Source organism: Priestia sp. YIM B13490 (assembly GCF_042787735.1).
In the GTDB taxonomy this organism is placed as follows: domain Bacteria; phylum Bacillota; class Bacilli; order Bacillales; family Bacillaceae_H; genus Priestia; species Priestia megaterium.
The window spans coordinates 453,485-480,484 of the sequence record NZ_JBHZOT010000003.1; the positions used below are offsets into that span (position 1 = coordinate 453,485).

Annotated in this window: 28 protein-coding genes; 21 read left to right on the forward strand and 7 right to left on the reverse strand. The window is 38.2% G+C overall.

Annotation, left to right across the window (positions count from 1 at the left end; all coding sequences use genetic code 11):
* Positions 1 to 11 precede the first annotated feature (11 nt).
* Positions 12 to 491 (forward strand): RNA polymerase sigma factor, encoded by a 480-nt coding sequence (locus tag ACFX4R_RS12190; protein WP_165575148.1) that lies wholly within the window; start codon positions 12 to 14, stop codon positions 489 to 491.
* A gap of 47 nt (positions 492 to 538) precedes the next feature.
* On the opposite strand, the gene ACFX4R_RS12195 is transcribed toward ACFX4R_RS12190, so the two are convergent.
* On the reverse strand, positions 539 to 1,117 hold the full coding sequence (locus ACFX4R_RS12195; protein WP_013056973.1) for a DedA family protein: 579 nt from the start codon (positions 1,115 to 1,117) through the stop codon (positions 539 to 541).
* Positions 1,118 to 1,281: 164 nt separating this feature from the next.
* Here ACFX4R_RS12195 and ACFX4R_RS12200 point away from each other — a divergent pair, with 164 nt between their 5' ends.
* Both ACFX4R_RS12200 and ACFX4R_RS12205 read left to right on the forward strand, forming a co-directional pair.
* Complete coding sequence (locus ACFX4R_RS12200) at positions 1,282 to 2,490, forward strand: DNA polymerase IV (protein ID WP_162214209.1); 1,209 nt, start codon at positions 1,282 to 1,284, stop codon at positions 2,488 to 2,490.
* A 156-nt stretch (positions 2,491 to 2,646) separates the two neighbouring features.
* On the forward strand, positions 2,647 to 3,066 hold the full coding sequence (locus ACFX4R_RS12205; protein ID WP_013056975.1) for an organic hydroperoxide resistance protein: 420 nt from the start codon (positions 2,647 to 2,649) through the stop codon (positions 3,064 to 3,066).
* A gap of 61 nt (positions 3,067 to 3,127) precedes the next feature.
* On the opposite strand, the gene ACFX4R_RS12210 is transcribed toward ACFX4R_RS12205, so the two are convergent.
* Positions 3,128 to 3,577 carry a MarR family winged helix-turn-helix transcriptional regulator gene (locus ACFX4R_RS12210; RefSeq protein WP_013083086.1) on the reverse strand — a complete coding sequence of 150 codons (450 nt, stop codon included), beginning with the start codon at positions 3,575 to 3,577 and terminating at the stop codon, positions 3,128 to 3,130.
* A 144-nt stretch (positions 3,578 to 3,721) separates the two neighbouring features.
* Here ACFX4R_RS12210 and ACFX4R_RS12215 point away from each other — a divergent pair, with 144 nt between their 5' ends.
* From ACFX4R_RS12215 to ACFX4R_RS12230, 4 genes are all read left to right on the forward strand, one after another.
* Complete coding sequence (locus ACFX4R_RS12215; protein ID WP_013056977.1) at positions 3,722 to 3,931, forward strand: cold-shock protein; 210 nt, start codon at positions 3,722 to 3,724, stop codon at positions 3,929 to 3,931.
* A 291-nt stretch (positions 3,932 to 4,222) separates the two neighbouring features.
* Positions 4,223 to 5,044: an MBL fold metallo-hydrolase gene (locus tag ACFX4R_RS12220; RefSeq protein WP_377569658.1), complete on the forward strand. Its 822-nt coding sequence runs from the start codon at positions 4,223 to 4,225 to the stop codon at positions 5,042 to 5,044.
* A gap of 177 nt (positions 5,045 to 5,221) precedes the next feature.
* Complete coding sequence (locus tag ACFX4R_RS12225; RefSeq protein WP_043982381.1) at positions 5,222 to 5,428, forward strand: zinc ribbon domain-containing protein; 207 nt, start codon at positions 5,222 to 5,224, stop codon at positions 5,426 to 5,428.
* A gap of 2 nt (positions 5,429 to 5,430) precedes the next feature.
* A complete protein-coding gene (locus ACFX4R_RS12230; RefSeq protein ID WP_043982383.1) occupies positions 5,431 to 5,907 on the forward strand; it encodes a GNAT family N-acetyltransferase in 477 nt (158 codons plus the stop codon).
* 20 nt (positions 5,908 to 5,927) lie between these two features.
* On the opposite strand, the gene ACFX4R_RS12235 is transcribed toward ACFX4R_RS12230, so the two are convergent.
* Positions 5,928 to 6,935 (reverse strand): LysM peptidoglycan-binding and 3D domain-containing protein, encoded by a 1,008-nt coding sequence (locus ACFX4R_RS12235; RefSeq protein WP_165575146.1) that lies wholly within the window; start codon positions 6,933 to 6,935, stop codon positions 5,928 to 5,930.
* A gap of 301 nt (positions 6,936 to 7,236) precedes the next feature.
* Here ACFX4R_RS12235 and ACFX4R_RS12240 point away from each other — a divergent pair, with 301 nt between their 5' ends.
* Genes ACFX4R_RS12240 through ACFX4R_RS12250 form a run of 3 tightly spaced genes read left to right on the forward strand, consistent with a single transcriptional unit; the run spans position 7,237 to position 11,089 of the window.
* Complete coding sequence (locus ACFX4R_RS12240; protein WP_377569660.1) at positions 7,237 to 9,771, forward strand: AAA domain-containing protein; 2,535 nt, start codon at positions 7,237 to 7,239, stop codon at positions 9,769 to 9,771.
* A gap of 23 nt (positions 9,772 to 9,794) precedes the next feature.
* A complete protein-coding gene (locus ACFX4R_RS12245) occupies positions 9,795 to 10,472 on the forward strand; it encodes a cobalamin B12-binding domain-containing protein (protein ID WP_377569842.1) in 678 nt (225 codons plus the stop codon).
* Positions 10,469 to 11,089, forward strand: coding sequence for a hypothetical protein (locus ACFX4R_RS12250; RefSeq protein WP_043982388.1), 621 nt, complete (start codon positions 10,469 to 10,471; stop codon positions 11,087 to 11,089). Before ACFX4R_RS12245 ends, ACFX4R_RS12250 begins: the two co-directional genes overlap by 4 nt.
* On the opposite strand, the gene ACFX4R_RS12255 is transcribed toward ACFX4R_RS12250, so the two are convergent.
* Positions 11,086 to 14,646 carry a CheR family methyltransferase gene (locus ACFX4R_RS12255; RefSeq protein ID WP_377569663.1) on the reverse strand — a complete coding sequence of 1,187 codons (3,561 nt, stop codon included), beginning with the start codon at positions 14,644 to 14,646 and terminating at the stop codon, positions 11,086 to 11,088. The genes ACFX4R_RS12250 and ACFX4R_RS12255 overlap by 4 nt on opposite strands.
* 451 nt (positions 14,647 to 15,097) lie before the next feature.
* Here ACFX4R_RS12255 and proC point away from each other — a divergent pair, with 451 nt between their 5' ends.
* The 5 genes from proC (at position 15,098) to ACFX4R_RS12280 (ending at position 19,466) form a co-directional block, all read left to right on the forward strand.
* Positions 15,098 to 15,940: a pyrroline-5-carboxylate reductase gene (gene proC, locus ACFX4R_RS12260; protein WP_013056987.1), complete on the forward strand. Its 843-nt coding sequence runs from the start codon at positions 15,098 to 15,100 to the stop codon at positions 15,938 to 15,940.
* Between the two features lie 87 nt (positions 15,941 to 16,027).
* Positions 16,028 to 17,134: a glutamate 5-kinase gene (gene proB / locus ACFX4R_RS12265; RefSeq protein ID WP_043982390.1), complete on the forward strand. Its 1,107-nt coding sequence runs from the start codon at positions 16,028 to 16,030 to the stop codon at positions 17,132 to 17,134.
* 114 nt (positions 17,135 to 17,248) lie between these two features.
* Entirely contained in the window at positions 17,249 to 18,511 is a 1,263-nt protein-coding gene (locus tag ACFX4R_RS12270; RefSeq protein WP_377569665.1) for a glutamate-5-semialdehyde dehydrogenase, read from the forward strand.
* A 357-nt stretch (positions 18,512 to 18,868) separates the two neighbouring features.
* Positions 18,869 to 19,066 carry a cold-shock protein gene (locus ACFX4R_RS12275; protein WP_013056990.1) on the forward strand — a complete coding sequence of 66 codons (198 nt, stop codon included), beginning with the start codon at positions 18,869 to 18,871 and terminating at the stop codon, positions 19,064 to 19,066.
* Between the two features lie 37 nt (positions 19,067 to 19,103).
* On the forward strand, positions 19,104 to 19,466 hold the full coding sequence (locus ACFX4R_RS12280; protein WP_237074895.1) for a VOC family protein: 363 nt from the start codon (positions 19,104 to 19,106) through the stop codon (positions 19,464 to 19,466).
* A 22-nt stretch (positions 19,467 to 19,488) separates the two neighbouring features.
* Here the strand turns inward: ACFX4R_RS12280 and ACFX4R_RS12285 are convergent, their stop codons facing one another.
* Entirely contained in the window at positions 19,489 to 20,094 is a 606-nt protein-coding gene (locus ACFX4R_RS12285) for an RraA family protein (protein ID WP_043982393.1), read from the reverse strand.
* 442 nt (positions 20,095 to 20,536) lie between these two features.
* Between ACFX4R_RS12285 and ACFX4R_RS12290 the strand changes: the two genes are divergently transcribed.
* From ACFX4R_RS12290 to ACFX4R_RS12300, 3 genes are all read left to right on the forward strand, one after another.
* Positions 20,537 to 21,046 carry a DUF3189 family protein gene (locus tag ACFX4R_RS12290; RefSeq protein ID WP_043982658.1) on the forward strand — a complete coding sequence of 170 codons (510 nt, stop codon included), beginning with the start codon at positions 20,537 to 20,539 and terminating at the stop codon, positions 21,044 to 21,046.
* Between the two features lie 247 nt (positions 21,047 to 21,293).
* On the forward strand, positions 21,294 to 21,749 hold the full coding sequence (locus ACFX4R_RS12295; protein WP_043982395.1) for a hypothetical protein: 456 nt from the start codon (positions 21,294 to 21,296) through the stop codon (positions 21,747 to 21,749).
* The gene (locus tag ACFX4R_RS12300; RefSeq protein WP_013056994.1) at positions 21,737 to 22,036 is read left to right on the forward strand and encodes a YxcD family protein; all 300 of its coding nucleotides are present in this window, start codon (positions 21,737 to 21,739) and stop codon (positions 22,034 to 22,036) included. The genes ACFX4R_RS12295 and ACFX4R_RS12300 overlap by 13 nt, the downstream gene beginning before the upstream one ends.
* 45 nt (positions 22,037 to 22,081) lie before the next feature.
* Here ACFX4R_RS12300 and ACFX4R_RS12305 read toward each other — a convergent pair whose 3' ends face one another.
* Entirely contained in the window at positions 22,082 to 24,253 is a 2,172-nt protein-coding gene (locus ACFX4R_RS12305; protein WP_377569844.1) for an MMPL family transporter, read from the reverse strand.
* A 206-nt stretch (positions 24,254 to 24,459) separates the two neighbouring features.
* Here ACFX4R_RS12305 and ACFX4R_RS12310 point away from each other — a divergent pair, with 206 nt between their 5' ends.
* From ACFX4R_RS12310 to ACFX4R_RS12320, 3 genes are all read left to right on the forward strand, one after another.
* The gene (locus ACFX4R_RS12310; protein ID WP_162214223.1) at positions 24,460 to 25,320 is read left to right on the forward strand and encodes a dimethylarginine dimethylaminohydrolase family protein; all 861 of its coding nucleotides are present in this window, start codon (positions 24,460 to 24,462) and stop codon (positions 25,318 to 25,320) included.
* Between the two features lie 127 nt (positions 25,321 to 25,447).
* Positions 25,448 to 25,651, forward strand: coding sequence for an alpha/beta-type small acid-soluble spore protein (locus ACFX4R_RS12315; RefSeq protein WP_013056997.1), 204 nt, complete (start codon positions 25,448 to 25,450; stop codon positions 25,649 to 25,651).
* Between the two features lie 188 nt (positions 25,652 to 25,839).
* The gene (locus ACFX4R_RS12320) at positions 25,840 to 26,688 is read left to right on the forward strand and encodes a YihY/virulence factor BrkB family protein (protein WP_162214224.1); all 849 of its coding nucleotides are present in this window, start codon (positions 25,840 to 25,842) and stop codon (positions 26,686 to 26,688) included.
* 33 nt (positions 26,689 to 26,721) lie between these two features.
* On the opposite strand, the gene ACFX4R_RS12325 is transcribed toward ACFX4R_RS12320, so the two are convergent.
* Positions 26,722 to 26,997, reverse strand: coding sequence for a hypothetical protein (locus ACFX4R_RS12325; RefSeq protein ID WP_025752355.1), 276 nt, complete (start codon positions 26,995 to 26,997; stop codon positions 26,722 to 26,724).
* Positions 26,998 to 27,000: the final 3 nt, after the last annotated feature.

Consider the following 27,000-nt stretch of genomic DNA (forward strand, 5'->3'; position numbering starts at 1 on the left):
GAGAACTTATTATGTGCGGCGAGGAATTGCAAGATTATTTAAATCAGGTACTGGCTTATTTGTTGAAAAATGGCGTGAATAGACAAGACGCCGAAGATATTACGCAAGAAGTAGCATTAAAATATTTAGAAAAACAAGAAATGGTCGATCCTGAAAGAATAAAAGCTTGGATGTTTCGCGTCGCATTAAATAAACGGTGTGATTTAGGAAGGCGTAAAATAGTGAAAGACCGCTATACGTCTTCTTACAAAGAAGAGCCTGTTATGTATACGCCTATTCAGCAGGTGCTTAGAAATGAAGAAGCGGCTGAATGTCAGGCGATTTTAAATAAATTGAATCCTAAGTATCGCAATTTGCTTCTATTAAAATATGGATTTGGATTTAAATATGAAGAAATTGCGGAGTTATTAAATATGCAGATGACTACGTTAAAATCAGCTCTTTACCGCGCGCGCAAATACTTTGTAAAGGGATATAATGAAGTCATTTAATATAAATGAAACAGCAGCAGTTTGTGAAAAAGAACTTCTCACACAAACTACTGCTGTTTTTTTCGTATTTTTCTTCTTTGGACGGCATAGATAATCAAACTGATCGCACAAAAAGCTAAAGTGATCTCAATCACGTCCGTATAAGAAGATGTCGTATTAAAAAAGGAACCGAAAATAAATAAAGCGAGCGTCCAAATAAAACCGAAAGAAAATGAGACTTTAATATAATGCCGATGCTTCATTCCGCTTGCTCCGAGAAAAAAAGGCATCACATGTCGCATTCCTGGTAAAAAGTAGCTTGCAATGATGGCGTGAGATCCATATTCTTGAATCGTTCGCTCGACTTTCATCACATTTTTTTCCCATCGCGGGCGTTTTAATAGCGCAAGCGCCTGAGCTGAAAAAAGACTGGCTATCAAAAACTTAAGATATAAGCTAATCATCATGCCGCTGTAGGTAAGTATAAAAGCTGGAATATACTGAACGGACGGAGATGTAGCCTGACTGCCCGCAAGCATAATATATACCGGGTCAGGAATAGGAGTAAGGTTGGCTCCGACTAAAATGATAAAAAAGAAATATCCGTAGCCTAATTGGTTAATGGCTCCGATAAGCTGATCAATCACGTTTTCTTCCTCCTTTCTTCATTAGAATACGAGAGAGTGACACACAGTGTTCGCTCAAAATAAAAATAAAGTATAGGTACGCACAACTTAGAAAAAAAGAGTTATAATAAATAAGAATGTACGTTCTTCTTTCGGGGATTAATTATACAGAAAGAGGTGATAGTATGAAAATGATGTACCCTAAAAAAGGCAAAGTTATTCTTCATATTGATGCCAATGCTTTTTATGCATCTGTTGAAACCGCACATGATCATACGCTCAAAGATAAGCCTCTTGCTATTGCTGGCAATCCAAAGGAACGAAGAGGAATTGTTGTAACCTGTAACTATATTGCTCGTAAACGCGGAGTATATGCGCCAATGCCTCTTTGGGAAGCGAAAAGAAAATGCCCTGAGCTGGTTGTTATAAAACCTAATTTTCCATTATATCGCCAAGTGTCCAAAAACATGTTTGATTATTTAGTAACCATTTCACCTCTTTTAGAGCCTGCTTCCATTGATGAAGGCTATTTGGATATTACAAACTGTGCTGAATTAGGCTCTCCTCTTGACATAGCAAAGTCAATTCAGCAGCATTTAATACAGACGCTGCAAATTCCTGTGTCAATTGGAATCGCGCCGAATAAATTTTTGGCCAAAACGGCAAGTGATATGCAAAAACCTTTAGGGATTACCGTCCTTCGAAAAAGAGATGTTAAAACCGTTCTTTGGCCAAAAGCGGTGGAGGAAATGCACGGAATCGGTAAAAAAACAGCTGAAAAGCTAAATGCGATTAAGGTGGTAACCATCGGTGATCTAGCAAACGCGGCTCCCGGTCTTCTTAAACAAACTCTCGGAATAAAAGGAGAAGTTATGAAAGAACGAGCATGGGGCCAAGATGATCGACAGGTGAACCCTGATCGCCAATCACAGTTTAAATCTATTGGAAACTCTACGACGCTATCTCAAAATGCAGTAGATGAACATGAAGTTCTCCCTATTTTAAATAAACTATCGCATTCTGTAAGCTCTCGTATGAAAGCGAAAAAAGTTGTAAGCAAAACGATTCAATTAACGATACGATACAGTGATTTTAAAACCATTACTCGAAGCCAAACTATTTCAAAAGCAATTAGCGAGCCGAACGATCTTTTTCATTACAGTGCAGTATTATTTCAAAGGCATTGGAACGGAGAACCGATTCGTTTATTAGGCGTAGCTGCTCTTCAAGTGAGCCACCATGTTCAGGAAGAAGAACAGTTAGATTTGTTTACATATGGAGAGCAAGCAAAAAAAGAGCCTTTATACAAAGCGGTCGAAAGTTTGCGTGAAAAATATGGAGATAACATTATTCAAAGCGGTTTAAAAAAACAAAGAGGAAAAAAAGAGAGGTAACTCTCTTTTTTTGTATAAAATAATAGGTTTACACTCATTATAGAAGGGGAAGTACATTACTATCACGGTAATCAAAGTGATTACAAAATGAATTTGATTGCGACTTTTTTGATTGTCTGCAATGAAATTACATAAAATAATCTATGAGGTGATCTTATGTCAGACGTACTATTTACATCTAAAGCAACAGCGGTAGGAGGCCGAGATGGTCGAGTTAAATCAGATGATGGTATTATTGATTTAACCCTTGTAAATCCTTCTCCAAATAACAAAGAAGAAGGAACAAATCCCGAGCAGCTGTTTGCAGCAGGATATTCTGCTTGTTTTGACGGTGCTTTAAATTTAATCGCTAAGAAACAAAAAAAAGACATTGATTCTTCTATTACTGCAGAGGTAAGTCTACTAAAAGACCACACTGACGATGGCTTTAAAATTGGAGTGGTGTTAAACGCTCATATTAAAGGCGTTTCACAAGAAGTAGCTGAGAAGCTAGTAGAAGATGCACATCAATTCTGCCCGTATTCTAAAGCAACGCGTGGGAATGTTAACGTAACGTTAAATACAACGGCTGAGTAAATAAAAAGCGCCTGGATTTTTCTTAAATCCAGGCGCTTTTTTATGTGCAATTTTATATGGTCTATTTTTGATTGTACGTATGCAGTGATTGCAATAACTCCTGCAGCGTTTCTTTCAGCTTTTCTAATTCTCCTTGCGACTTATTCGTCATACTAAAAACTTCTTCTGGAATATGACAAGCTTTATCACGTAATTTTTTTCCTTTTTCGGTTAAACTAATAAAAACAACGCGTTCATCTTCATGAGAACGCTGACGAATCACTAATTCTTGATCCTGCATTCTTTTTAGCATAGGAGTAAGGGTGCCTGAATCCAAATACAGAAGTTCGCCCATTTTTTTTACGCTGAGTGTTTCATGTTCCCATAAAACAAGAAGGGCTAAATACTGCGGATAGGTTACTCCTAATTTATCGAGCAGCGGCTTGTACACCTTTGTAATTTCTCGAGACGTGGCGTAAATTGAGAAACAAAGCTGGTTTTCTAGCTGCAGCTGCTTATAAAGTTGTTCCATTCATGTTGCCTCCAGTCTATTGCTTTTTATTTAATTATACACAATTAAATAGTGGTGTCCAATAACGCCGGATGAAAAAGTAATCAAGCTGTAAATAAAAAATGGGAATTTTACATATACTAAGAAAAAAAGGGAGCTGTGCACATGTATTTTGCAAAAAAAGCCGTAGAAGAAGAAGTAGATCAAATGATGGATACGACTGTATACGCGTGTCAATCTGAATCATGTAATGGGTGGATGAGAGAAGATTTTGTTACGGTTGATTATAACTGTCCGATGTGCGGAACGGAAATGTCGCAGGAAGTACGCGAGCTGCCGAAAATTAAGTACGATCATCAATTTTATAATAAATAAAAAAAGAAGCAACTGCTTCTTTTTTTATTTTTCACTAAAATTTCATTAAGCTGCGCTAGACTAAAAACCAACATACGATGAAGGTGAGGAATATCAGAATGAATCAAGGGAACTTTTTGAAAGGTTTATTTTGGGGAACCTTATTTAGTATTCCTATTTGGATTTCATTGTTTGGCTGGTTCCGCATTTTATCACATCTTGCATAGTTTTGTTTTATAAACCGTCATACGCACCCTTATCTTTCTATTTCCGCTATAATAAAGGTGATAGAAAAAATAAGGAGCTGTTCTCATGATTCAATATAAAACGGAGCAAATGACGGTTTTTGAAAGCGCGCTATTTCAAACAACATCTGCAGTCATTGAAACAAAAGACTGTGTCATTATTGTTGATCCAACGTGGCTTCCTCACGAAATTAATGAAATTAAACAGCATGTTCAAGGGATCTTAAACCACCGCAAACTGTATGTGTTTTTTACTCACGGAGATTTTGATCACGTCATTGGGTATGGGGCTTTCTTAGAATTAAATGCCACCTTTATCGGCAGCAAATTTTTAGAACAACACCCGGACAAAGAAGAAAAAGTTCAAATGATTAAGCAGTTTGATCATGACTATTATATAAAAAGATCCCATGATATTATATTCCCAGAATTAGATATTGTTGTAACCGAAAATGAACAGCATATTACTTTAGGTGAAACATCCATTACCTGTTATTTTGCAAAAGGTCATACAACCGATGGCCTATTTATGATTGTTGATGATTCGATATGGATTGCAGGGGATTATTTATCAGATTTTGAATATCCGTACATATATGAAAGTGTAAATGATTACCGCGACACGCTTGCTATTGCGCGACACATTTTAGCTAAGCACCAAAATCTAACGCTAGTTCCCGGGCACGGGAAAACGACACATCACCGAGCTGAAATTCAAAGACGAGTGGAGATGGCCAGCTCTTATTTAGATGAACTGCAAGCGGGAGTGAAAGAAAACAGTAAAGAAGCGCTCGATAAGCTAAATGATAAACTGGCGTTTCCCTCTGATTTCACCGCACAATGTCATCAAAAAAACGTTGAAATTATGAAAAGAGAACTCCTATCATAGAAACCAACTGTATAGTCATACCGTTAATACTAAAAGTAAGAAACCACATTTTCTATTTCTAGGTAATGGAAAATGTGGTTTTCCTTAGTTCCTTTATTTATCAATTAAATGAAACTTTTTCCTTTTCTAACCGTTTATATAAATAAGAAATTATTTTATGTATAAAGGAGTATGACAATGGGGAAAAACGGTTGTGTAAAATGCGGACATACAGAAGCAAAAACAAAAGAAATTGCTACAACGGGAACGGGACTGTCTAAATACTTAGACGTTCAGCACAATCACTTTACAGTGGTATATTGCACGAACTGCGGATATTCAGAGCTATATAATAAATCATCTTCAAGAGGCAGCAATATTATTGACTTATTTTTTGGAGGATAAAGATGAGTATCGACCTTATTGAAATTGATAAAGACAGACGCGCTTCCTATTTGAACCTGCTATTAATAGGGGATGAAGACGAAAAAGTGGTGAAGTCGTATATAAATGAAGGTTCCTTATTTACCATTGTCTATGAAAAGAAGGAGATAGGAGTTGTGCAGTGCCTCATCGATGAAGAGGAACGGGCAGTAGAAGTAAAGAATATCGGTTTAAAAGAAGCATACAGAGGAAAAGGAATCGGCAGCAAAGTCATTAAAAAGTTAGAAGTACTGTATGAACGTAACCAATATTCTAAAATGATTGTAGGAACAGCGGACTCCAGCCTTGAAAACATAGCATTTTATAAAAAGGCAGGCTTTTATCAAAGAGGTGTCAAAAAGAATTTCTTTTTGCAGTACGTTCCACCGATTTACGAGAATGGCTTGCAAGCTATCGATATGATTATGTTTGAAAAAAAATTAAAAAGCAGAAGCGACTAACACGCTTCTGCTTTTAGTGATTAATCTAAAATTTGAAGTTTTACCGTTTTGCGTCCCCAATTTAAAGCTGAGCTTTGAGATGCCATAAATAAATCAACGCGAGTACCTTTAATGGCACCGCCAGTATCTCCAGCAATTGCTTCTCCGTAACCTTCTACGTATACGCGAGAACCTAATGGAATCACGCGAGGATCAACTGCAATTACTTTTCGATTAGGATTTGACCTTAGGTCGATGCCTGTAGCAGTGATTCCGCTGCAGCCTGCACAGTAAGCGGTATAAGCTGTTGCTTCAACCGTAATCTCTTTCGAAACCGACTTGCTTTCTTGCACTGGAGCAGGTGCCGGTGTTGAAGGAGCAGTAGTCGCTGGCGTTGATTGTTTTGCTTGAGCTGCAGCTTGTCCGCCTACTTGTAACACTTGATTAATGTAAATCGTATTAGACGATAAGTTATTCCACTGTTTTAATTGAGAAATTGAAATGCCGTGTCGCTGTGCTACGCTCCACATTGTATCTCCAGGCTGAACTTTGTAACTTTTACTGTTGCTAGGAGCCGGGGATGCTTGCGTTTCGTTTGTTTTTTCTTGTACAGGTGCTGAAGGTGATGATGAAACAGTTCCTGTTCCGCTTATTTTTAATACTTGATTCACATAAATTAAATGACTAGATAAGTTATTCCACTCTTTTAGCTGCTGTACAGAAGTACCGTTGTTTTTAGCGATACGATAAAGCGTGTCGCCTGATTTTACTGTATATGTATGGTTTGAAGATGTCGTAGTTGGAGTTGAACTAGATGAAGAGTCAGTAGATGTAGATCCAATTTGTAATGTTTGGTTTGCATAAATTAATGTCGAAGAAAGACCATTCCACTTTTTTAAGTCTTCAACTGTTACATTATGCTGCTGTGAGATGCTGAATAACGTTTCTCCAGCTTTTACTTTATGCGTGTCTGTGTCAGCTGATGCTGCGTCTGCAATTCCAATTGATACTAAAGCTGTAGCCCCTAATGTAAAAATGTGTTTTTTCATCTAATATTTCTCCTTTATTTCCAATAGTTGTCTCTTATTCTATCAACAATATGTAACAAACTCATGACAAAATGGTAGGTTTTATATTACAAGTTTGTAACAATACGTCTAAAGTGATAGAAAAAACGCAGTTTTTTTACAATTATGATGAAAAAAGTCTTAATTTGTCTGTAGAGATAGAATAGTAAAAAAGGTGTTCTGCTTTTATAAAAAGGAAAAAGAAAGAAGCTATGCTATATTCAAATGACATGATAGAATAGACAAGTTAGAAATGAACGGATAAAAAGGGAGTTAGACATCTATGGAAAAACGCTCTATCTCTTCATATTTAAAAGCATGGGTGCGCGCACTTTCAATTGAGATTAATTATATGAAGAAACACGGCGGAGAAAAGTATACGGTAGGAAAAGGAGAGTACTTAGGGCAGCAGGAGGATGCGTATCTTTACCGGTTTGAACGCACAGCCGATTTATACCTTTTTGATGGAGCTCAAGTACGCCTTGTCCACCAGCATAAAGAAAGTAAAGGAGAAGTGATCGAAACAGAAGGGTTTGATCTGTACCTTAAAATAGATGCGTTTATTGGACAAGAAGTAGACGAACTCGATATATATAACGAACCATGGGAGTTATTGCAGGCGCTCATTGATAGACTCACGGAAGCAAAAGATTACAAGCAAAAAATAGTGAGAATCAAACGTCTTATGAGAGGCGATAGTCCTGTTCGTCATAAGGAGTATACGTCTAAGAACGCTCTTCATGAAGTGTTGCTGCGAGCGCGTTATAACCGTACTACTTATATTTGGGGGCCTCCTGGAACAGGAAAAACATATACGCTGTCCAAAATCGCGGCAAGCTATTACCGGAAATCAAAGCGGATCCTTTTATTATCTCACAGTAATGCAGCGGTGGACGGTTTGCTGCAAGAAACTGCACGTCAGTTAAAAAAGAAAGAAGCTTGGAAAAAAGGAAAACTCATTCGATACGGAGCAACAAAAAGCAGCGGCTTAGAAAATATAAAAGTAGAAGAAGTCATTGGAGAAGATGACCCGGATTTAGCTCAGGAGATGCGTGATTTACAAGAAGAACGAGTTTACTTAAGCAGGTATCCCAATAGAGCTCACCAGCTTCAGCAAGTTAACAAAAAGCTAAACGCCCTTCGGAACAAGTGGATTGAAGCGGAGAAAAATGTGTTTGACCAAGCGTATATTGTAGGCACTACTTTATCAAAGGCGGCTATTGACCGATTACTTTATCAAAGTGAATTTGATATGGTTGTGGTAGACGAAATTAGCATGGCATATGCACCGCAAATTGCTTTTGCAGCTACGTTAGGAAAACGAATTGTCGTATGCGGTGATTTTAAACAGCTTCCCCCGGTATCTCAATCTTCTCATGCTGAAGTGAAGAAGTGGCTGCAGCGAGATTTATTTGAGCAGACGGGTCTTGTAGAGCAAGTAGAAAGCGGTGAGATACACCCGCATCTTTTTATGTTGACGAAGCAAAGAAGAATGCATAAAGATATTTCAGCTTTTACAAATCGCTATATTTACAGCAACCGAGTAGCAGATCATCCATCTGTCACAACAAGTCGAGAAGTAGTAGCAAGCAGCCGACCGTTTGCTCATGAAGCAGCGCTTATGCTTAACATTGGTCATTTGCATTCTTCCGCTATGCGAGATGCCGCTTCCGGCTCACGCTACAATGTGATAACGGCTGTTTTGGCAGTAAGTTTGATGCTGCGGGCACGCAAAGCTTCTTCGGCTACTCTTGGCTATGTGACTCCTTATAAGTCTCAAGCTAAATTGATTAATGCATTTCTTCAAGATATTGAACCAGCTAGCGATATAATTGCAGCAACCGTACACAAATTTCAAGGCGCGGAACGAGATATCATGATTTTTGACACGGTCGATACAAAGCCGCAATCAAAACCGGGTTTACTTTTAACAAATGAAAATAGCGACCGATTGGTAAATGTGGCGGTGACGCGTTCAAAAGGAAAATTTATTATGCTTTCAGACGAGTCGTTTGCCCAGCAGCGTGTACCAAAGGAGCGAGCGTTATGGAAGTTGGTCAACCACTTTAACGAAAATCAAAAAGTATACCAACCTCAGCAATTTTTAAAAGAAGTCATTCAGCATCCTAAATTGATTTGGTACCATCCATCGAACAGCAATCAGTTAAAAAAAGACTTATATCAAGCTCGGCAGCAGATTTTATTGTGTATTCCTTATGCTTCCCTTGTTCCTCAAGAAATACGGGATGTGTTAAATTCTTTTAAAGGTGAAGTGACCGTTCTTACTCGTGAACCAACAGAAGTTCGAATTGACGATGCTCATATCATTTCATCTGCTATTCCGATGTCACTGCTTATCATCGATGAATCCACTATATGGATTAATATGCCTTATGGCGGAAAGAATGAAGCGTTTATGGCAGCTAGAATTGAATCAAAGCTAGGCGCTAAACAGCTTATTCGCTCAATTGACTTTACCGAAGATAAAACAAGAAATCAAGAAACGAAAATGTATATAGAAACAAATAAACCACAATATTCTTTGAGCAATTATCTTCGCAGCTGGGATCGCTGTGAATCTTGTCAGCATATGCGAGAAGTAGAGATAACAAAAAAAGGAAAAGTAAGGTTTATTTGCTATTATTGCGGGAAAACAAGTGGGGCAACACGTTTATTAGTGGAAAAATATTTAAACTACGTACATGCTGTATGTAAAGTATGCAAGCAGCCGATGAACGTAGATTATGATGAAAATAAAGGTGTCTACGCATGTTGTCCATCGTGCAAAAAGGAAGTTTTGCCTAGAGATTTATTGTAACTTTAAGAAAAGGGCGTGATCTTATCGTTTACTCTCGTAATGTAGCGGCCTTAGCTGATTGTTTGCTAGAAGGAGACGTTCAAAAAAGCTGGCTGCTCATTGCTATATATATAGAAGAAGGTCATTCTTCAACTGACGTATACACGTTTCTGACAGAAGCGATGTATGAGATAGGGAAAAGGTGGCAAGAAAATAAAATTTCAGTCGCGGACGAGCATTTGGCTACTGCAACCTGTGACTATGTGTTAACTCGCTTTCAGCTATCACAGCATCAATTGCTTCAGCGCCATCGAGCACTTCTTTTTTGCATTGAAGGAGAAGAGCATTACTTAGGCATTAAAATGATTGCAGGACTTATGAGAGAACAGGGATGGGAAGTTAAAAACTTAGGAGCAAGCTTGCCGCTGCCGTTTGCTCTAAAAAGCATTGAAAGATGGGACCCTGATGTAGTGTGCTTGTCTGTCTCACAAGTGCATTTGCTGCCTGATTTACAAAAATACATTGCTGAGATTGAAAACATGCCGCAAAGTCCTCTTGTATTAGTGGGCAGCTGGCTTCTCAACACGCATGATTTATCGGCTTCAGGATCTTCAAAAACCATATTCATTAATCATATCCAAGCTTTTAAAGACTGGCTTCTAATCAACAATAAAGAAAGTTCGACGCAAGATAAAATGTTAGCAATGGGGGAAGAAATATGATCAGTTTGCCGATTCAACACATTCCCGTTCCAATGTTTTTACTCAATAAAGACAACGAAATAATTGAATTTACACCAAGCGTCACGAAAAATTTCCCGCCTGTTCAGAACTTTTTAGATCTAGTTGATGAAGACAGCCAAGAAAAAGTAAAAAGAGCACTCCAGGGGAAGGAAGAAGTGCAAATCGAAGTAAATATGCGCACGTTTTCCAACCCGGTTGCTCTTTTTGATTTTCATTTTAAGCCTGAAGCCTATCATTCGCTGCACGCTGTTTTCTGCTATCCTATTCACGAGCATATGACGAGTGTCCAATCAACTCTTCAGCAGTTTCGCTCTATGCTTATGCAAGACTCACCACAAGTGAACCAGGGTATTTCAGTCAGGGAAACAGATGTAGAAACGGCGAAAAAAATGCATCTAGTTGATCTTCAGCGTCATTTTCGAGAAATGAAAACAAATGTGCTAACCATTCAAGACCTCCTAAGTATTATCCGCTCCGACGTAATTGAAGCAGGAAAAGGAGAATATATTGAATTGGTCTCTACACATTTGTTTGACATTCAAGATGTAATTAATCAGGAGCTTGAATGTTTAAGGCAGAAGAACAAAGTGCATTAAGAAAGCGGCAATCGGATTTCTACGGTTGTTCCTTTTCCTTCTTCACTATCATACGAAATGCTTCCTTTATGATTACTAATGATTTTGTGACTCACCATCAATCCTAATCCTGTTCCTTTTTCTTTTGTTGTATAGAAAGGCTCGCCAATTCGTGTTAATCGATCTTTCGGCATGCCTTTTCCTTCATCTATCACTTGGACGACTACTTGATTTGTATCTGGATCAAATTTAGATACCACCAGAATAGACCCGGGGTCATCCATCGCTTCAATAGAATTTTTCACCATGTTGATAAATACTTGTTTCATATCTTTTTCAATACAATGAACAACAGGTAATTTTTCTTCAAAATCTGTTGAAATAGTAATGTTTTTAAGAATGGCCTGTGTATGCAGCAGCGTACATACGTCTTGAAGAATTAAATTTATCTGTTTATTTTCATATTTTACGACTTCGGGTTTGGCTAGAATGAGCAGTTCGCTAATGATCAGTTCTAAGCGGTTAAACTCGGACATCATGACATCCATATATTCTTTTTTATACGTTTCTTCTTGCATCATAAGCTGTAAAAAGCCCTTTAATGATGTAAGAGGGTTTCGTATTTCATGGGCAATGCCAGCAGCCAGCTGTCCAAGTGCTGACAGCATCTCTGAATTTTTGAGCATCATTTCCGACTGTTTGCGCTGTGAAATGTCTTCGCTTAACCCAATGTAATGGATGATTTCATCCTGATCATTTTTAACAGGCATTAAGGCTAACTGTTCCCAAACGGTTTCTCCGTCTTCTTGAACGTAGGAAATTTCTCCGTTCCATTTTTCTCCTCTGTATACTTCGTTCCAAATCTTAGGGAATCTTTTAACCCCCAGCTTTTTTGTATATAAGTCATAGAGGTGTAGCCCAAATACTTCCTGCGGCGCATGCTTTTGTTCCATGAACTTTTGATTAATGTACTTAATTTTACCTTGATGATCGGTAATAAAAATGCCCGTAGGACTGTGAGCAACTGCAAACGATGTAATAGCCAATTCTTCATTTGACCGTTTAATTTCTGTAATATTGATAAACGTAATAACTACACCGTTAATTAAATTCTCATTTGTACGATAAGGCATCATTTTCATGCTGTACCACTGGTTATCGTAGCTTTGAATTTCTTTTTGAAGGGTGTTATTTGTTCTTAAAACGTGCATGGCGTCCTCGATTAGATGGTCATATCTAAAGTTATGCGAAATATGAAAGAAAGGTCTTCCAATATCTTGATGAAGAACGTTGATGACTGTTTTCGTTTCCGGCGTAAATAATTTAATATTCAGCTGCTCGTCTAAAAAGATAGTAGCAATAGTTGTACTGATTAATAAATTATCAATATCGTTATTTAAGTCCGTTAATTCTTCAATCTTTCGCTCGTACTGATTGTTAACACTAATTAATTCTTCATTAACAGACTGCAGTTCTTCATTTGTGGACTGCAGCTCTTCGTTGGAAGCAATCAGTTCTTCGTTCGTGGACTTTAGCTCCTCATTTGCTGTTTCTAGTTCTTCAATCGTCGTTTGCAAATGCTGCTGTGTGTAATGAAGCTCTTGCTCTAAATCTACTACAAGCTCACTAATCGAGCTGGTTTGATTAAGAAACATGGGCTCTTCCTTATCAATAATGGCACCATCTGTCTGTTCATCAAACATAAGTAAGTAAAGAGAGTGATTTGTTGGAAGGGCAGATATCGTAATATTAAAACGGCGCTGCACGTTGTTTATGACAAACTCAATGTGCTGACAGCATACGCTCATACCTTGCTCTTTTACGCGTTTAATAGCTGCTCCAATGGCTAAAGAGACGTGAACTGGAACCATTTTGAAAATTGTATAATTAATTTTCCCTACAGGCACGTTAATAAGCTGAGTCGCTTCTTTTGAACAAAATATCACTTCGTTGTATTCATTTAATACAAGACAAGGGCTCATAAAGTGATCAATCATTGACTGATACATCTCATCTAATTTAAGCGAAGGAAGAGGCTTATAAAGCTGACTTGGCAGCGGCACGCTAGAAAAATCACCTTCATGCGAGTTGGACTTTGAAAGGTTAAAAGCTCCCGTAATTTGTCGGCTGGGCTGGCCGGAACGCTTAAATATTTTCCACTTACTGTTGATAGGGCGGAACAAATCAGACAAATTTCCCGTTGTTTCACTAGGGCCTAAAAAAAGTACGCCTTCTTCTGTCAAAGAGAAATGAAGAAGAGACAGAATGCGCTGCTGCAGTTCAGCTTGGAAGTAAATCATCATATTTCGACAGCTAATTAAATCAACGTTTACAAAAGGCGAGTCTTTTCCTATATTATGGGGGGCAAAAACAATCATTTTGCGGATTGTTTTTTTAACTTGATAACTCCCGTGTTTTGTTTGCTCAAAATATTCATTAATCTGAGCTGCTGAGAAGGAATGAACTTCCGCTTCTTCATAAATACCTTGACTAGCTCTTTTGATTGCATGACGATCGATGTCCGTAGCAAAGATTCGGACATCGAAATAACGGTTGATTGTGGATAAATGGTCATGAAGCAAAATAGCTAATGTATATGCTTCTTGACCAGTAGAACAACCTGCTACCCAGATGCGGATTTCATCTTCTTGACTATCAATCTTTCTTTCAACTAATTGTGGAATGACTTGTTCTTCAATAATAGAGAATGCTTCTTTATCTCTAAGAAATTGTGTCACTCCAATCAGCAAGTCTCGCTGCAGTTCGACGATTTCTTCGGCTTCTTTACATAAATAGTCCCGGTATTCTTCCATCGTTTGAGAGGGCGGATCGAGTAAAGCCATTCTCTTTTCAAGTCGTCGCAGCACCGTGTTTTTTTTGTACATAGAGAAGTCGATGCCTGTTTTCTTCTTTATTAATGAATAAATGTATTGCAGCGTTTCTTCATTATATGTAAATTCAGTTTGGCTGACATGCGTTTGCACAAGGTCAGGCATATCAGCAGGAGAAAGAATATAATCAGCAAGGTGTGCATCAATAGCGCTTAGGGGCATATCCCTGTACTTTGCTGTGCTTTCATCTTGTACAAGTACAGTTCCGCCATACTCTCGTATCGTTTTTGCTCCTCCTGTTCCATCATTTCCTTTTCCCGATAAAATAATGGCTGTGCACCGGTGTTTTTTTGAAGTGGCCAGAGAATGAAAAAAGGCGTCAATCGGATACTTTACCTGATCATTTTCTTCATAGGGACGAAGGCGAAGAGTATGATCCACAACGGTTACATAATGATGGGGAGGATTTAAATAAATTGTGTCTTCTTGTAAAGTCATCCCGTCTTGTGTCAGTTTGATATTCATTCCTGTTTTTTTTGCTAAAAGTTCTGGCATAAAACTTTTATATTTAGAGGAAAGGTGCTGCACAATAATAAACGCCATTCCATTTGGTGAAGGCATATTAGCGAAAAACTGCTCAATAGCTTCTAATCCTCCGGCAGAAGCGCCAATTCCCACAACGTGTAAATCCTGTTTCTCTATTCCTTCTGAAGACGATGGAACTGTAGAAAACGAGTTGTTCCTCATAATAGAACCTCCAATAATGTTTAGACACTTCCTAGATTGTATGTCGTTTTGTTTATTTTAATGTCGACAGCACATCGTGGTTTATATCAAAAGTAAATTTTTTTAAAAAAACCAAGATGCTGGTACATAGGTTCATTTTAGCAAACCTATTATATTGTTCAAATAACGTTTTCAAAATTCCTCTATTTTTTGCAAAAAAATTTTAAAGTCCAAACTATATAATATGCCCCGATTTTCTTTATATAAACGTATTTTTATAAAAAAAATCGGTTTTTTTTGCAGAAAAAAATATTTAAAAAAGTTTTGTTTGCGCTTACATATGCATAAGGTTATACGCTCAAGGAGGAAAAAAACGGTTGAATTCAACTTGACACTCTTTTTCAGCATGTTACTATAGGAACCGTTGAAAGAAACGAGAACAAAAATACGAACAAATGACAGGGGAGATTTGATGGATCAAAAACAAAAAGTTGCTTTTTTAGGTGCTGGATCAATGGCCGAAGCGATGATTTCTGGTATGGTCAATGCAAAGAAATTACCTGCTGAAAATATTATCGTAACAAATCGAAGCAATGATGCGCGACTGCACGAACTTGAAAATAGATATGGTATCACAGCAGTAAAGCGCAGCGAGCTGAAAACAGATGACATCGACGTTTTTATTCTAGCGATGAAGCCAAAAGGCGCTGAAGAGGCATTAAACGAATTAAAGCCTCAGATCAACAAAGACCAGCTTGTCCTATCTGTTCTTGCAGGGATTTCGTCTTCATACATGGAAGAGTTACTGCATGATGAACAGCAGGTCATCCGAGTGATGCCGAATACATCAAGTATGATTCAACAATCAGCAACGGCTATATCTCCAGGTCAATATGCTGCAATGGATGCTGTGCTAACAGCAAAAGAGCTGCTTTCTGCAATCGGAAAAGTATACGTGATTGATGAACCCCAAATGGACATTTTCACAGGAATTGCCGGAAGTGGACCCGCTTATTTTTATTTCCTTATGGAGCATATCGAAAAAGCAGCTAAAGAAGAAGGTCTCGATCCTGAGCTAGCACGTGAAATTGGCGCCCAAACCATTTACGGTGCAGCAAGAATGATGATGGAAAGAGATGAAACGCCGACGGAGCTTCGTGAAAATGTGACGTCTCCAAACGGTACAACAGCAGCTGGTTTAGACGCCTTAGCTAAACACGGCGGCGGAGAAGCAATGATGCAAGCAGTCAAAGGAGCATCAAAGCGTTCAAAAGAAATGAGTGCTCAACTACAAAAAGTGGCAAGTACTAATTAATTCGTCACTTATCTTCTTCGTGAATTCCTCACCACAAAAAAATAATCATAAACAAGAAAACATACAGAACACACTAGGAGTGATTTGATGAGTCCCGACAATAAGAAGCGGGTTGTAATTAAAATTGGAAGTAGTTCATTAACAAGTTCACACGGTGAAATCAGCAGACGGAAGCTCGAGCGCCTTGTGGACCAAGTCGTAGACTTAAAAGATAGCGGTCATGAAGTGCTATTAGTTTCATCAGGAGCTGTAGCTGCAGGGTACCGCAAGCTTGGCTGCTTAGAGCGACCTAGCTCTTTACCTGAAAAACAAGCAGCTGCCTCAATCGGTCAAGGACTGTTAATGGAGGCTTACTCAGAACTGTTTCTATCCCATGGATACGTTGCTTCTCAAATCTTAATTACGAGAGACGATTTTTCAGACGAAAATCGTTACAACAATGCACGAAATACAATTAACGTTCTGTTAGAACGCGGCATTGTGCCAATTGTCAATGAAAACGATACGGTAACCATCAATCGATTAAAATTTGGCGATAATGATACACTTTCAGCTAAAGTTGCTGGACTAGTGGATTCCGACCTGCTTATTATTTTATCGGATATCGATGGCTTATACAGCGCGGACCCTCGCCAGGATCCAAATGCAAAATTAGTTCCTCACGTAGGGGAAATCACGCAAGAAATCGAAGAATCTGCAGGAGATTCAGGAAGTTCAGTTGGAACAGGCGGTATGCGCTCGAAAATTGACGCGTTCAAAATCGCTATGGCGTCAGGAATTCCAGCATTTTTAGGAAGAGCCGGCGTGCCAAACATCTTAACACAAGCGGTTGACGGAGATGCAACAGGAACGTATTTTGAATCTGAAGATGATTCTGCGAACCTTAATCGGAAAAAGCAGTGGATTGCGTTTAACTCTGGTCCTGAAGGGGAAATAGTAGTCGAAGATGCCGCGAAACGTGCAATTATTGAAGATAAAGAGCCTTTACTTCGCGAGCACGTTAAATATATTAAAGGCCACTTTAGTGAACGAGCAGTTGTACGTATTCTAGATAAAGACGAAAATGAGCTGGCTCTTGGTGTGACAAATTATTCATCTGATGAACTTGCAATGAATGAGCCAATTGATCAACCGATTGTAGACAGCGAAGGTCTGGTGTGTCACTTAGAAATTCCAGTACCAGTCGGTTTGTAAGCAAACATGCTGTAAAGAAAAGGAGCCCTTCCTTTTCTTTGCATGATTGCATTTACCTCTTATGCCTCACACTTTAAAATCAAACAAAACTAAAACGAATCCAGGAGTGATTTGGTGTTACAAACAAATGAAAAGTATTCAGTAGAAGAACAAGCTATTTCAGCAAAAAAAGCAGCTAAGCAATTAAGTTTACTGACAACAGAACAAAAAAATGATGCACTGTTAACGATTGCTTCTACACTTGAAAGCAACACGGAGTATATTTTAAAAGCAAATGAAGTAGACTTAAAAAACGGGAAAGAAAAAAGTTTTGATGAAGCACTGATGGACCGCCTTGCTCTTTCAGCGGAACGTGTAAAAGAATTTGCCAACGGCCTTCGTGAAGTTGCTGAGTTAGATGATCCAACAGGAGATATTTTATCAAGCTGGACATTGGATAACGGTCTAGATGTAAAGCAAGTACGCGTGCCTCTTGGCGTTATCGGAATGATTTATGAAGCACGTCCAAACGTAACGGTAGATGCAACAGGGCTAGCGTTGAAATCTGGAAATGCCATTGTGTTAAAAGGCGGTTCTTCAGCTATTTCATCTAACCAAGCTATCGTGGACATTATTCATAAAGCTCTTGATGAAACGCCAATCCCTAAAGAAGCGGTACAGTTTATTTCAAGTACAGATCGTGCGGCTACGCAAGAATTATTTACAATGAAAGAACATATTGACGTGCTAATTCCACGCGGAGGGGCCTCATTGATTCAAGCGGTCGTCAATAACGCAACGGTTCCCGTGTTAGAAACGGGAGTTGGAAACTGTCATATTTACATCGATGAACAAGCTGACGTTAAGAAGGCCATTCCAATTTTGATTAATGCAAAAACAGATCGACCAGCGGTGTGTAACGCAGCAGAAACGGTTCTTGTACACAAGAACTGGCTCGATTCTCATAAAGATGAATTGATTCAAGCATTCAACGATCATAATATTGAAGTATATGGTGACAAAGCGACAGTAGGTGAAATTCCTGGAGCAAAACCAGCGGCTGAAAAAGACTGGGCTGAAGAGTATTTGCGCTTAGCGATCGCGATGAAAGTAGTAGAGAGTGTGGATGAAGCGATTGATCACATCGAAACATATGGAACAAAACACTCTGAAGCGATCATTTCAGAAGATGAACAAGCCGTTTCACGCTTCATGTCTTTAGTGGATGCAGCCGCACTGTATCATAATGCATCTACGCGTTTTACTGACGGAGGAGCTTTAGGATTTGGAGCTGAAATTGGTATCTCAACTCAAAAGCTTCATGCACGCGGTCCAATGGGACTTCCTGCGCTTACGACAATTAAATATATTATGAGTGGAAACGGACAAACTCGATAAGAAATGAAAAGCGAGCCTAATCATGTGCTCGCTTTTTTTATGAAAAGCAAAACAAGTAAATGGAAGCTGATTTGTAAAAAATTATAAACTCTGTTATAATAGTAAAATATATAATTTTTGTGATCTTCATTTTTGTTCTTTTCAGACTATCCCGTTGTTTTAAGAAAAGCAACTGCTATCTGCTTTGTTATAACTTCATTTTTAATTTAGTCTTTCAAGACGCCGTATGTATTCCTCAAAGATTGATTTACGGATGTATAGTATCACTTTATCTTGCACCATTTACCACATTTACACGCTAAGTTAATCTTCATTTATTATCCACTTAAAAAGTACTGTTTAAAGGAGACGATGTGTATGTATAATCGTAAAAATTTAGAGCCGGCTGTTATTGAAGAAACAAAAGTTTGGGAATGTACATCAGATACGTGTAATTGCTGGGTTCGAGATAACTTTAAAAGCGGAGATCAGCCAACTTGTCCAATTTGCAAAAGCGAAATGAAGCAAGCTGTAAAAGAACTGCAGGTTATTCATAATCCTAGAGTCATTGATTAATAACTTTTAGGAAGACGTTTTTGAAAGGGGTTTGTGGATGTTTCTAGGAATTGATCATGTTCAGCTTCTTGGTCCAGAAGGATGCGAGCAAGAAGCAAGAAATTTTTATGAAAATCTTTTAGGAATGAAAACTGTTCTTAAACCGGAAAATTTAAGGCACAGAGGCGGCATATGGTTTCAATGTGGGACTCAAGAAGTGCATATCAGTATTCAAGAAGACTACATACCTGCTAAAAAAGCGCATCCAGCTTTTGTCGTGGAAGATATCAAGACGCTTAGACGTAAGTTGGTACACGGAGGCTGCGTTCTTTCTGAAGAAGAGCCTATTGCAGGGAGAGAACGTTTTTTTGTTCACGACCCGTTCGGAAATCGATTAGAATTTTTACAATATGACAAATAAAAGACCTCCAAGCGGAGGTCTTTTATTTTAGGGCGTTATCTAAATACGTATATACCGTTTCTTTGCTAACTAATACTTCATTTTCTCTGTCTTTATCTTTTTGCCACTTTTCCCGCGCTTTTGCTAATACTTCTTCGGCTTCCTCTTTGGGAATGACAATGACTCCACCGTCGTCACCTGCAATAAAATCGCCAGGATGAATTTTTACGCCCCCGCAGGAAATGGTTTCATTTACTATTCCTTTATCTTTTTTGCTGCTTGCTGCGATCGTAGAGCCCTTACAAAATACGGGGAAATTGAGTTTTTCAATATCTTCTTGATCTCGTATAACACCATCTAGCACAATACCGCTTATTCCAACAAGCTTCGCCATGGCTACTACGAAATCTCCTGCTAAGGCACGGTTACAGTAGCTTTTTCCATCAATGACGAGCACGCTTCCGGGCTCCGCTAATCGAATCGCTTCAAGCACTGAGTAATTATTACCAGCAGGCGTATCTACAGTAAGAGCCGGTCCAAATAGTTTGTAATGACGCTGCAACGGCTTAATAGAAAAGTCTAAGTGATTTGCACCTTCCATTGCATCTGATAAATTTGCTGTTGATAATGGGAACTGTTCATTCAACATCGTATCTCTCCTTTTTAACTTTAGTCTATCTATACATATTCATATAAGAGAAAGCTCTTATTTATGAAAGGGCAAGTATATAATATGAAGTATTGAAGACGAATTAACTACAAACGTGCAATGTTAGAAGCTTTCAGAGACAAATTTCATCCATTCACTAAATCTTTTTCCTGTATGTTATTCGTCATATAAGTATATAGATCCTTTATTGTTACTGTTTGAATGTCTCTATTACCAAGAATTTCTTGAATCTTTTTAAACTTCAATCAAGAGGGAAGTAGTTGTGGGACGTAAAGAATGGAGTGTAACAATTGTATTCCAGGATGTTTTTTGTACGGGTTTTAATAGGGAAAGAACAGAATTTCTTCTGGGAAATCTAAGAATGGAGCAGAGAAATTTTGATCATAATGAAAGGAGAGTTAGTTATTTAGGAGATGACAAGATGATTTATATTTATAACTGCTACGGAGGCACACATTCATCAGCATTGGCAGCTGCTTACCATCTGAAAAAGCTCCCTGCTAATAGAGAACCAACTGATAAAGAAATATTAAATATTGATGTTTTTAATAAATTGACTTCTAAGGATATGGGGAAGTTAATTTTTCATGGATATGATGAAGAAAAAAATGAAGTATATACATTAGGGAGAGGGTCTTCAAAAGTAGTAGTTCCTGCTATGTATGAGTTAGCCAATTTGCTAAATAAAAAAGGAGAATTACAAACGAAAATACTTTTTTCCAATACATCTCCCACCGTACCCTTATCTATGACACTAGGAGGTTTGTTTTCAAGAAGGTTAAAGATTAATGTAATAGGTGTTCCTTTATTAATAATAGGTGCTAAGCAGGCCCATAAAGACATTATTAAATTAGTGGAGCAAACAAAGAATTCTGCAAAAGTCACTACCTCAAAAATAGAAATTTTAGATAATGTTTTCGGCGAAGTGTAAAATAAGCTATATATAATAAAGATGAAGGACCTTTGTTAGTTTTATGAATGCCTTTGATTTATACTTAACTGATGTTATATAAGCACGAAATACGTGCAAATGTTTAATCCTGTGAACATTTGATGGAGCTTGATGCATTTTTATATAAAAAAGTGAAACCTTTTGGTATGATGAAACGTAGGAACATATATGGAAATCATATATGAAAAAACATATGTGACGTTAGTCATTTAGTGGAGGGAAAACAATGGTAAAAAAATTATTGGCCGCATTTATCGCATTAGCGGTTGTGTTTTCACCAGTCGGTGGATCACTTATTCATGACGGTTCAAACGTAGCAAGCGCAAAAGGGTATAAGTCAGGAAAGCGCTCTTTTGACAGCGGAAGCAATAACCAATCAAGCTTATTTAAAAACAATAACAATAATTCAGTTAAGCAAAACAATACGTCTAAAAACTCATCATCTAAAAGTACAGCGGCTAGCTCAAAGCGCGGCGGCTTAATGAAAGGTCTTTTAATGGGAGGAATTGCGGGCTTATTATTCGGAAGCTTACTATCAAGCTTAGGACCATTAGGACCAATTTTAGGCTTTATGGTAAACATGCTCGTGATTGTAGCTTTAATTCTTCTTGTAGTAAAGTTATTCCAAAGCGTACGTAGCAACAAGCGTAAAAATGAGGAAGTGAAATCTTGGAGACAATAAAAATTTCTGAACAAGATATTATCAATGCGATGTGTTTGTATATCGCAGAAAAGAAACAAGTTCAGCCTCAAGAAGTAGAGATTGAGCTAATGTATGATGATGACTACGGTTTTTCAGCAGAGTCATACGTGCATGATCGTAAGCAGGTTCATATTACTTTGAACATTATTGAAGCCCTGCGCTTTTGGCTGGATACGGAAATGAACGTAGACCCATACGCAGCAGGACTAGAACTGGAATTAGACGATGAAGAAGGCATTATCGCTTTTGCAAAATTAAGTCGATAAAGAAGCCTTCAATGCAAAACCCGCTCAAGTGAGCGGGTTTTTTTATTATGATTTTAACTGTTCGTTGGAACTGGACTTATCGCGTTTTTTAGTGAAAAACCACCAGTTGGCATCTCCAAGCAATTTCATAAGAGAAGGGACAAGAAGCATTCTGACAATCGTTGCGTCGATAAATATAGCTAAAGCAATTCCTACACCCATTTGTTTAACAGGCGTTACGTCTGTAAAAGCAAAGGCCCCTGTAATTACAATCATAATTAAAGCAGCGCTCGTAATGATTTTACTAGTGGAAGCTAGGCCTTCTACCGTTGCCACATTATTATCGCGGGTTTGATGATACACTTCGTGAATGCGCGAAATTAAAAAGACTTCATAGTCCATGCTAAGCCCAAATACAAGGCCGAAAACAAAGACCGGCAGCACTAAAGCAATATTAGATTCGGTAAGACCTAAATGTCCATTTTGAAACAGCCATACAAGTAAACCAAACGTAGCTGTTAAGCTTAAAATATTCATAATGATAGCCTTTAAAGGAATGAGGACAGAACGAAAAGCAATCATTAAAATGACATACGTTGAAAATAAAACAAGAGCCAAACCATATGGAGCTTTCTCATAAATTTCATCGAATATTTCCTGTTCGAATTTTGGATAGCCGCCAATATGAACGGTGAAAGGTGACCGTTTGTCTTTCCATTTTCGAACAAAATCTTTTGCTTGATCTGAATTTTGGTCTGTATCTAGCGTAGCTTTTATGAGCATATAATGTCCGTTAATGAACGAATCTACAGCTGGCTTTGTCTGTGCACTTATCTGCGGGTTTTCCAGCATAGCTTGAAGCTGGTCACTTGATTTTACGTTTAAAGCGGTAGAAATAGAATCGACTTGCTTAACTAACGAATCTTCTTTTAATTGTTTTATAAAAGTAAAGGCATTTGTTAAAGGCTTTTCATTTAGCATATCTTGCTTAGCTTCTAGCATAAAATAAACGTCTGCCGTGTTTTTATTTATAAACGTATCGTTATACGTGTCAAAAGCTTGACGAGACTCGTATTTTGTTGGGAGCGCTTCTGAAGACGGTATTTCTAGATACATGTCTCGAACGGGAATAAGTGCTACTAACAAAATGATAAGAGAAACAATCGTCATAGTTACAGGCTTTTTCATGACAAATGTAGCGAATGAACGCCACCTAGACTGACCGCCTTGTTCGCTGACTTTTAAGATGCGTAAACGATTAATGCGTGTACCTAATATAGCCAGTATGGAAGGAAGAAGCGTAAGAGCTGAAAACACAGCAATAAAAACAACAGCCATTCCTCCAAGAGCGACGTTTTGGAAAATATCCACTTGAATAAACAGCATTCCCGCTAATCCAATAAATACGCATAATCCTGAGAAGATGACCGAGCGTCCCGCTGTTTGAATGGTAATTTTGATTGCTTGTTCTACCGATTTTGTTTGAATTTCTTCTTTAAAGCGATTAATAAATAAAAGGGCAAAGTCAATACTAAGAGCTAATCCAATCATTGGAATCACATTTAAAATAAAGATGGACAGCTCTGTGTACGGATGAAAGAAATAGACAACGCCCATGGTGGTAACGACGGTTACAATTCCTATCATAAGAGGGATTGCAGCGGCTACCACGTCGCCAAAAGCTAGAAGAAGCACAACTAAAGCAACAGGAATACCAATGGCTTCCGCTTTTGCTAAATCAGCTTGGCTTGCTGTATTCATATCTTTTTCAATAATAGGACCACCGGTTAATTTTCCACTCATTTCTTTTTCTTCAGCTGAAAGAGTTCTGATCTTTTCCACTCGTTTATCCATCGTGCCATCATCGTGATTAAAATGGATAATTCCATACGCTGTGCTTCCTTTTATCATCTTGTTAGAAGCCGTTGGTATGTCGACTTTCGACGCGTCTGATTTTTCCTTTGCTTTTTGCATATACTGAGCGATCGTTTGCTGGAATTTCGAGTCAGAAACTCCGTCTTTTTTTTCAAACAAAACGATGATCTGAGCTTCGCTAACGTCAAATTTATCAACTAAAAGCTGCTCGGTATCTTTATACATTCCTTTCATTTCAAATCCGTTTCCTCCCAGCACAGAAGGAAGCTTAGCCGCATAAAAGCCAAATCCGATAATTAGGATTATCCATAGTACTAATAAAATTTTCCTGCTCGCATATAATGCGTTCGCTACTTTATTTATATTAACCTCCAATTTTTTGTACAGTTACTAGACTATTTTATACTAACAGTTATTGTAATTAGAAGAAGTATTGTGTTTTTTTGTTTTTCTTGCCTGAAAAAGCTTTTTAGATAGATGCGCAGGGGTGCTTCCTCAGCAAAATCGTGTTTATGTTTCGGGTAATTTAGGGAACACTGTACATAAATGCACGAAGGGGGATTAAAAAGATGCAAATGAAACAGCCAGCTAAAATGACGAATAGTTATGGGTGTAAAAATGAGTATGATACATTAAAACGTGTGGTCGTTTGCCCACCTACATATATGAAAATTGAAGAAATTATTAATGAAACACAAAAGCACTATGCGGATGAAAATATTGATGAGAGCTTGGCTTCAAAGCAGCACCGTCAATTTGTTGAATGCCTTCAAAAAGAAGGAGTGGAAGTCATCGGGCTACCTGCACAAGAGCCATTTCCAGAACAAGTATTTACGCGGGATATTGGCTATACGCTCGGAGACACCGTTATTGTCACGAAAATGGGCAGCGAGATTCGAAGTGGAGAAGAACAAGTGCTAGCCGATTGGCTGCAGCAGCAAGATATTCCTTTCCATCAGGTACTAGACCATCCTATTGAAGGAGGAGATGTGCTGATTGATGGACAAGCTATTTTTATTGCGCTCAGCGACCGTACAAGTAAAGAAGGTGTGGAGCATATCCAAGAGCTGCTTCCAGCCTATGAGGTTGTTCCGATTCCTATTGATCGGTCTTATCTTCACCTTGATTGTGTGTTAAATATTTTATCACCTACAGAAGCGCTCGTATTTTCACCCGCTTTACATGAGAAAGAATTAAATTTACTTCGCATGAAATATGACTTAATTGAAGTAACAAAAGAAGAGCAGTTTACGATGGGAACCAATGTATTATCAATCGGTAATCAGCGGGTGATCAGCTTGCCAATGAATACAGAAGTGAATGAAGAGTTAAGGAAACGGGGCTATAAAGTAATTGAAGTTGATATATCTGAAATTATTAAGTCGGGCGGTTCTTTCCGCTGCTGCACAATGCCTCTTGAACGAGTGTAAAAAAGCTTAAAAAGAAAAAAAGATCTCGGCGATAGCCAGGGATCTTTTTTTTGAGGGATGTTGTATAAAATTTCAAGTGAAAGGAACATTAACCTATATAAGCTGTTGAAGGAAAGGAGTGATAAACATGGCAAATCGTAATCCTATTTTAGTTCAAGGTGCTGAACAGCTTCTTGATCAGCTAAAAACGGAAATCGCGGGAAGACTTAACGTTCAGCTTGGCGCTGAGCAAACAGCTCGTGCAAATGGTTCTGTTGGTGGAGAAATGACGAAGCATCTTGTTGCAATGGCGCAACAGCAATTAAGTGGTGCACAAGGACACATTCGCTAGTCTGCTCTACATAAACACTCTGATGAAAAGTTCTGGCTCTTTTGAGCTGGAACTTTTTTGTGTAGGAAACATCATTCTACTTTCTCTTGATCGTTTGATTTGAGATTTTGCTTGAAATTCTCCACTTTCAAGGTTGAAAAGTGCATAAAATGGGAAAAGAACAAAAAAAGAGAAAGTAGAGGTTTATCATGAAAAAGCTATTATCATTTGGAAAAAGTCTTGGTAAAGAAATTCAAGAAGACCAAGCAACGGGACTAGCGGCTGAGCAAGCCTATTATTATATGCTATCATTATTCCCTATGCTTATTTTACTGATATCGATTGTTCCGTATCTATCTATTAAACCGGAAGAGGCAATCGATGTCCTTCAAAGCGTTATGCCGGGAGAAACGGCTGCAATCTTTAAAGATAACGTAGCTCAATTTGTAAGCCAACCAAACGGCGGGCTACTGACTGTAGGGATTTTAGGAACCATTTGGTCTGCTTCAAACGGTATGAACGCCTTTATTCGTGCAATGAACCAAGCCTACGACGTGAAAGAACAGCGCTCGTTTATTAAAGTAAGAGGCTTGTCCATTCTTTTAACAATTGGATTAATTGTAACAATTGTTGTATCGCTTCTTTTACCAGTGTTCGGAGGGGTTTTGTTAAATTGGATAAGCGAGTGGTTTTCTCTTCCTTCAGGTACAACAGTGGTTTTAAATATTCTGCGCTGGATTATTGGTGTCGGCATTATGGTACTTGTTTTATCCGTATTATACAGATTAGCTCCAAACAAAACGTTTCCTTTTGCCCATGTATGGCCCGGAGCGCTCGCTGCTACGCTGTTATGGCAGCTGACATCTTTAGGGTTCTCATTTTACGTAAGCAACTTTGGTAATTATTCTGCTACTTATGGAAGCTTGGGAGGCGTGATTGTTCTGATGCTTTGGCTATTTTTAACGGGGTTAATTCTCGTTATTGGAGGAGAGATTAACGCTATTTATCACCGAAACAAAACGGCTGTGCCTCCTAAAGATACGTCTCAGGCGATGTAATAAAAAAGGAAACCTTTATAGAGGTTTCCTTTTTTAACGTTTAAAGCTATTAACAAGCTGTTTAAATGAGTTGGCTGTATATTTGACCGAATCTTTTTTGTACTGTACATCGGTTTTAATCGCTGCTTGTGTTACTTTTAAATGATTTGTTTTTTCTTTGATATGATCAGTTTCGTTTTGAAGATGTTGAGAAGTGGCATTTACAGAGTTCACAGTTGGCTTGATTTTTTTATTAAATGATACGCCTGCGTAAATAAGATACGCAAGTGATGCCAAAACAACAGCTAAGCTTATATAAACAATAATCATCGG

What these genes read in the sequence shown, in the direction of transcription:
- ACFX4R_RS12190 (WP_165575148.1), top strand. Translation starts at nt 12, where the DNA reads ATGTGCGGCGAGGAATTGCAAGATTATTTAAATCAGGTACTGGCTTAT.
- ACFX4R_RS12200 (WP_162214209.1), top strand. Translation starts at nt 1,282, where the DNA reads ATGAAAATGATGTACCCTAAAAAAGGCAAAGTTATTCTTCATATTGAT.
- ACFX4R_RS12205 (WP_013056975.1), top strand. Translation starts at nt 2,647, where the DNA reads ATGTCAGACGTACTATTTACATCTAAAGCAACAGCGGTAGGAGGCCGA.
- ACFX4R_RS12210 (WP_013083086.1), bottom strand. Translation starts at nt 3,577, where the DNA reads ATGGAACAACTTTATAAGCAGCTGCAGCTAGAAAACCAGCTTTGTTTC.
- ACFX4R_RS12215 (WP_013056977.1), top strand. Translation starts at nt 3,722, where the DNA reads ATGTATTTTGCAAAAAAAGCCGTAGAAGAAGAAGTAGATCAAATGATG.
- ACFX4R_RS12220 (WP_377569658.1), top strand. Translation starts at nt 4,223, where the DNA reads ATGATTCAATATAAAACGGAGCAAATGACGGTTTTTGAAAGCGCGCTA.
- ACFX4R_RS12225 (WP_043982381.1), top strand. Translation starts at nt 5,222, where the DNA reads ATGGGGAAAAACGGTTGTGTAAAATGCGGACATACAGAAGCAAAAACA.
- ACFX4R_RS12230 (WP_043982383.1), top strand. Translation starts at nt 5,431, where the DNA reads ATGAGTATCGACCTTATTGAAATTGATAAAGACAGACGCGCTTCCTAT.
- ACFX4R_RS12235 (WP_165575146.1), bottom strand. Translation starts at nt 6,935, where the DNA reads ATGAAAAAACACATTTTTACATTAGGGGCTACAGCTTTAGTATCAATT.
- ACFX4R_RS12240 (WP_377569660.1), top strand. Translation starts at nt 7,237, where the DNA reads ATGGAAAAACGCTCTATCTCTTCATATTTAAAAGCATGGGTGCGCGCA.
- ACFX4R_RS12250 (WP_043982388.1), top strand. Translation starts at nt 10,469, where the DNA reads ATGATCAGTTTGCCGATTCAACACATTCCCGTTCCAATGTTTTTACTC.
- ACFX4R_RS12255 (WP_377569663.1), bottom strand. Translation starts at nt 14,646, where the DNA reads ATGAGGAACAACTCGTTTTCTACAGTTCCATCGTCTTCAGAAGGAATA.
- proC (WP_013056987.1), top strand. Translation starts at nt 15,098, where the DNA reads ATGGATCAAAAACAAAAAGTTGCTTTTTTAGGTGCTGGATCAATGGCC.
- proB (WP_043982390.1), top strand. Translation starts at nt 16,028, where the DNA reads ATGAGTCCCGACAATAAGAAGCGGGTTGTAATTAAAATTGGAAGTAGT.
- ACFX4R_RS12275 (WP_013056990.1), top strand. Translation starts at nt 18,869, where the DNA reads ATGTATAATCGTAAAAATTTAGAGCCGGCTGTTATTGAAGAAACAAAA.
- ACFX4R_RS12280 (WP_237074895.1), top strand. Translation starts at nt 19,104, where the DNA reads ATGTTTCTAGGAATTGATCATGTTCAGCTTCTTGGTCCAGAAGGATGC.
- ACFX4R_RS12285 (WP_043982393.1), bottom strand. Translation starts at nt 20,094, where the DNA reads ATGTTGAATGAACAGTTCCCATTATCAACAGCAAATTTATCAGATGCA.
- ACFX4R_RS12290 (WP_043982658.1), top strand. Translation starts at nt 20,537, where the DNA reads ATGATTTATATTTATAACTGCTACGGAGGCACACATTCATCAGCATTG.
- ACFX4R_RS12295 (WP_043982395.1), top strand. Translation starts at nt 21,294, where the DNA reads ATGGTAAAAAAATTATTGGCCGCATTTATCGCATTAGCGGTTGTGTTT.
- ACFX4R_RS12310 (WP_162214223.1), top strand. Translation starts at nt 24,460, where the DNA reads ATGCAAATGAAACAGCCAGCTAAAATGACGAATAGTTATGGGTGTAAA.
- ACFX4R_RS12315 (WP_013056997.1), top strand. Translation starts at nt 25,448, where the DNA reads ATGGCAAATCGTAATCCTATTTTAGTTCAAGGTGCTGAACAGCTTCTT.
- ACFX4R_RS12320 (WP_162214224.1), top strand. Translation starts at nt 25,840, where the DNA reads ATGAAAAAGCTATTATCATTTGGAAAAAGTCTTGGTAAAGAAATTCAA.
- ACFX4R_RS12325 (WP_025752355.1), bottom strand. Translation starts at nt 26,997, where the DNA reads ATGATTATTGTTTATATAAGCTTAGCTGTTGTTTTGGCATCACTTGCG.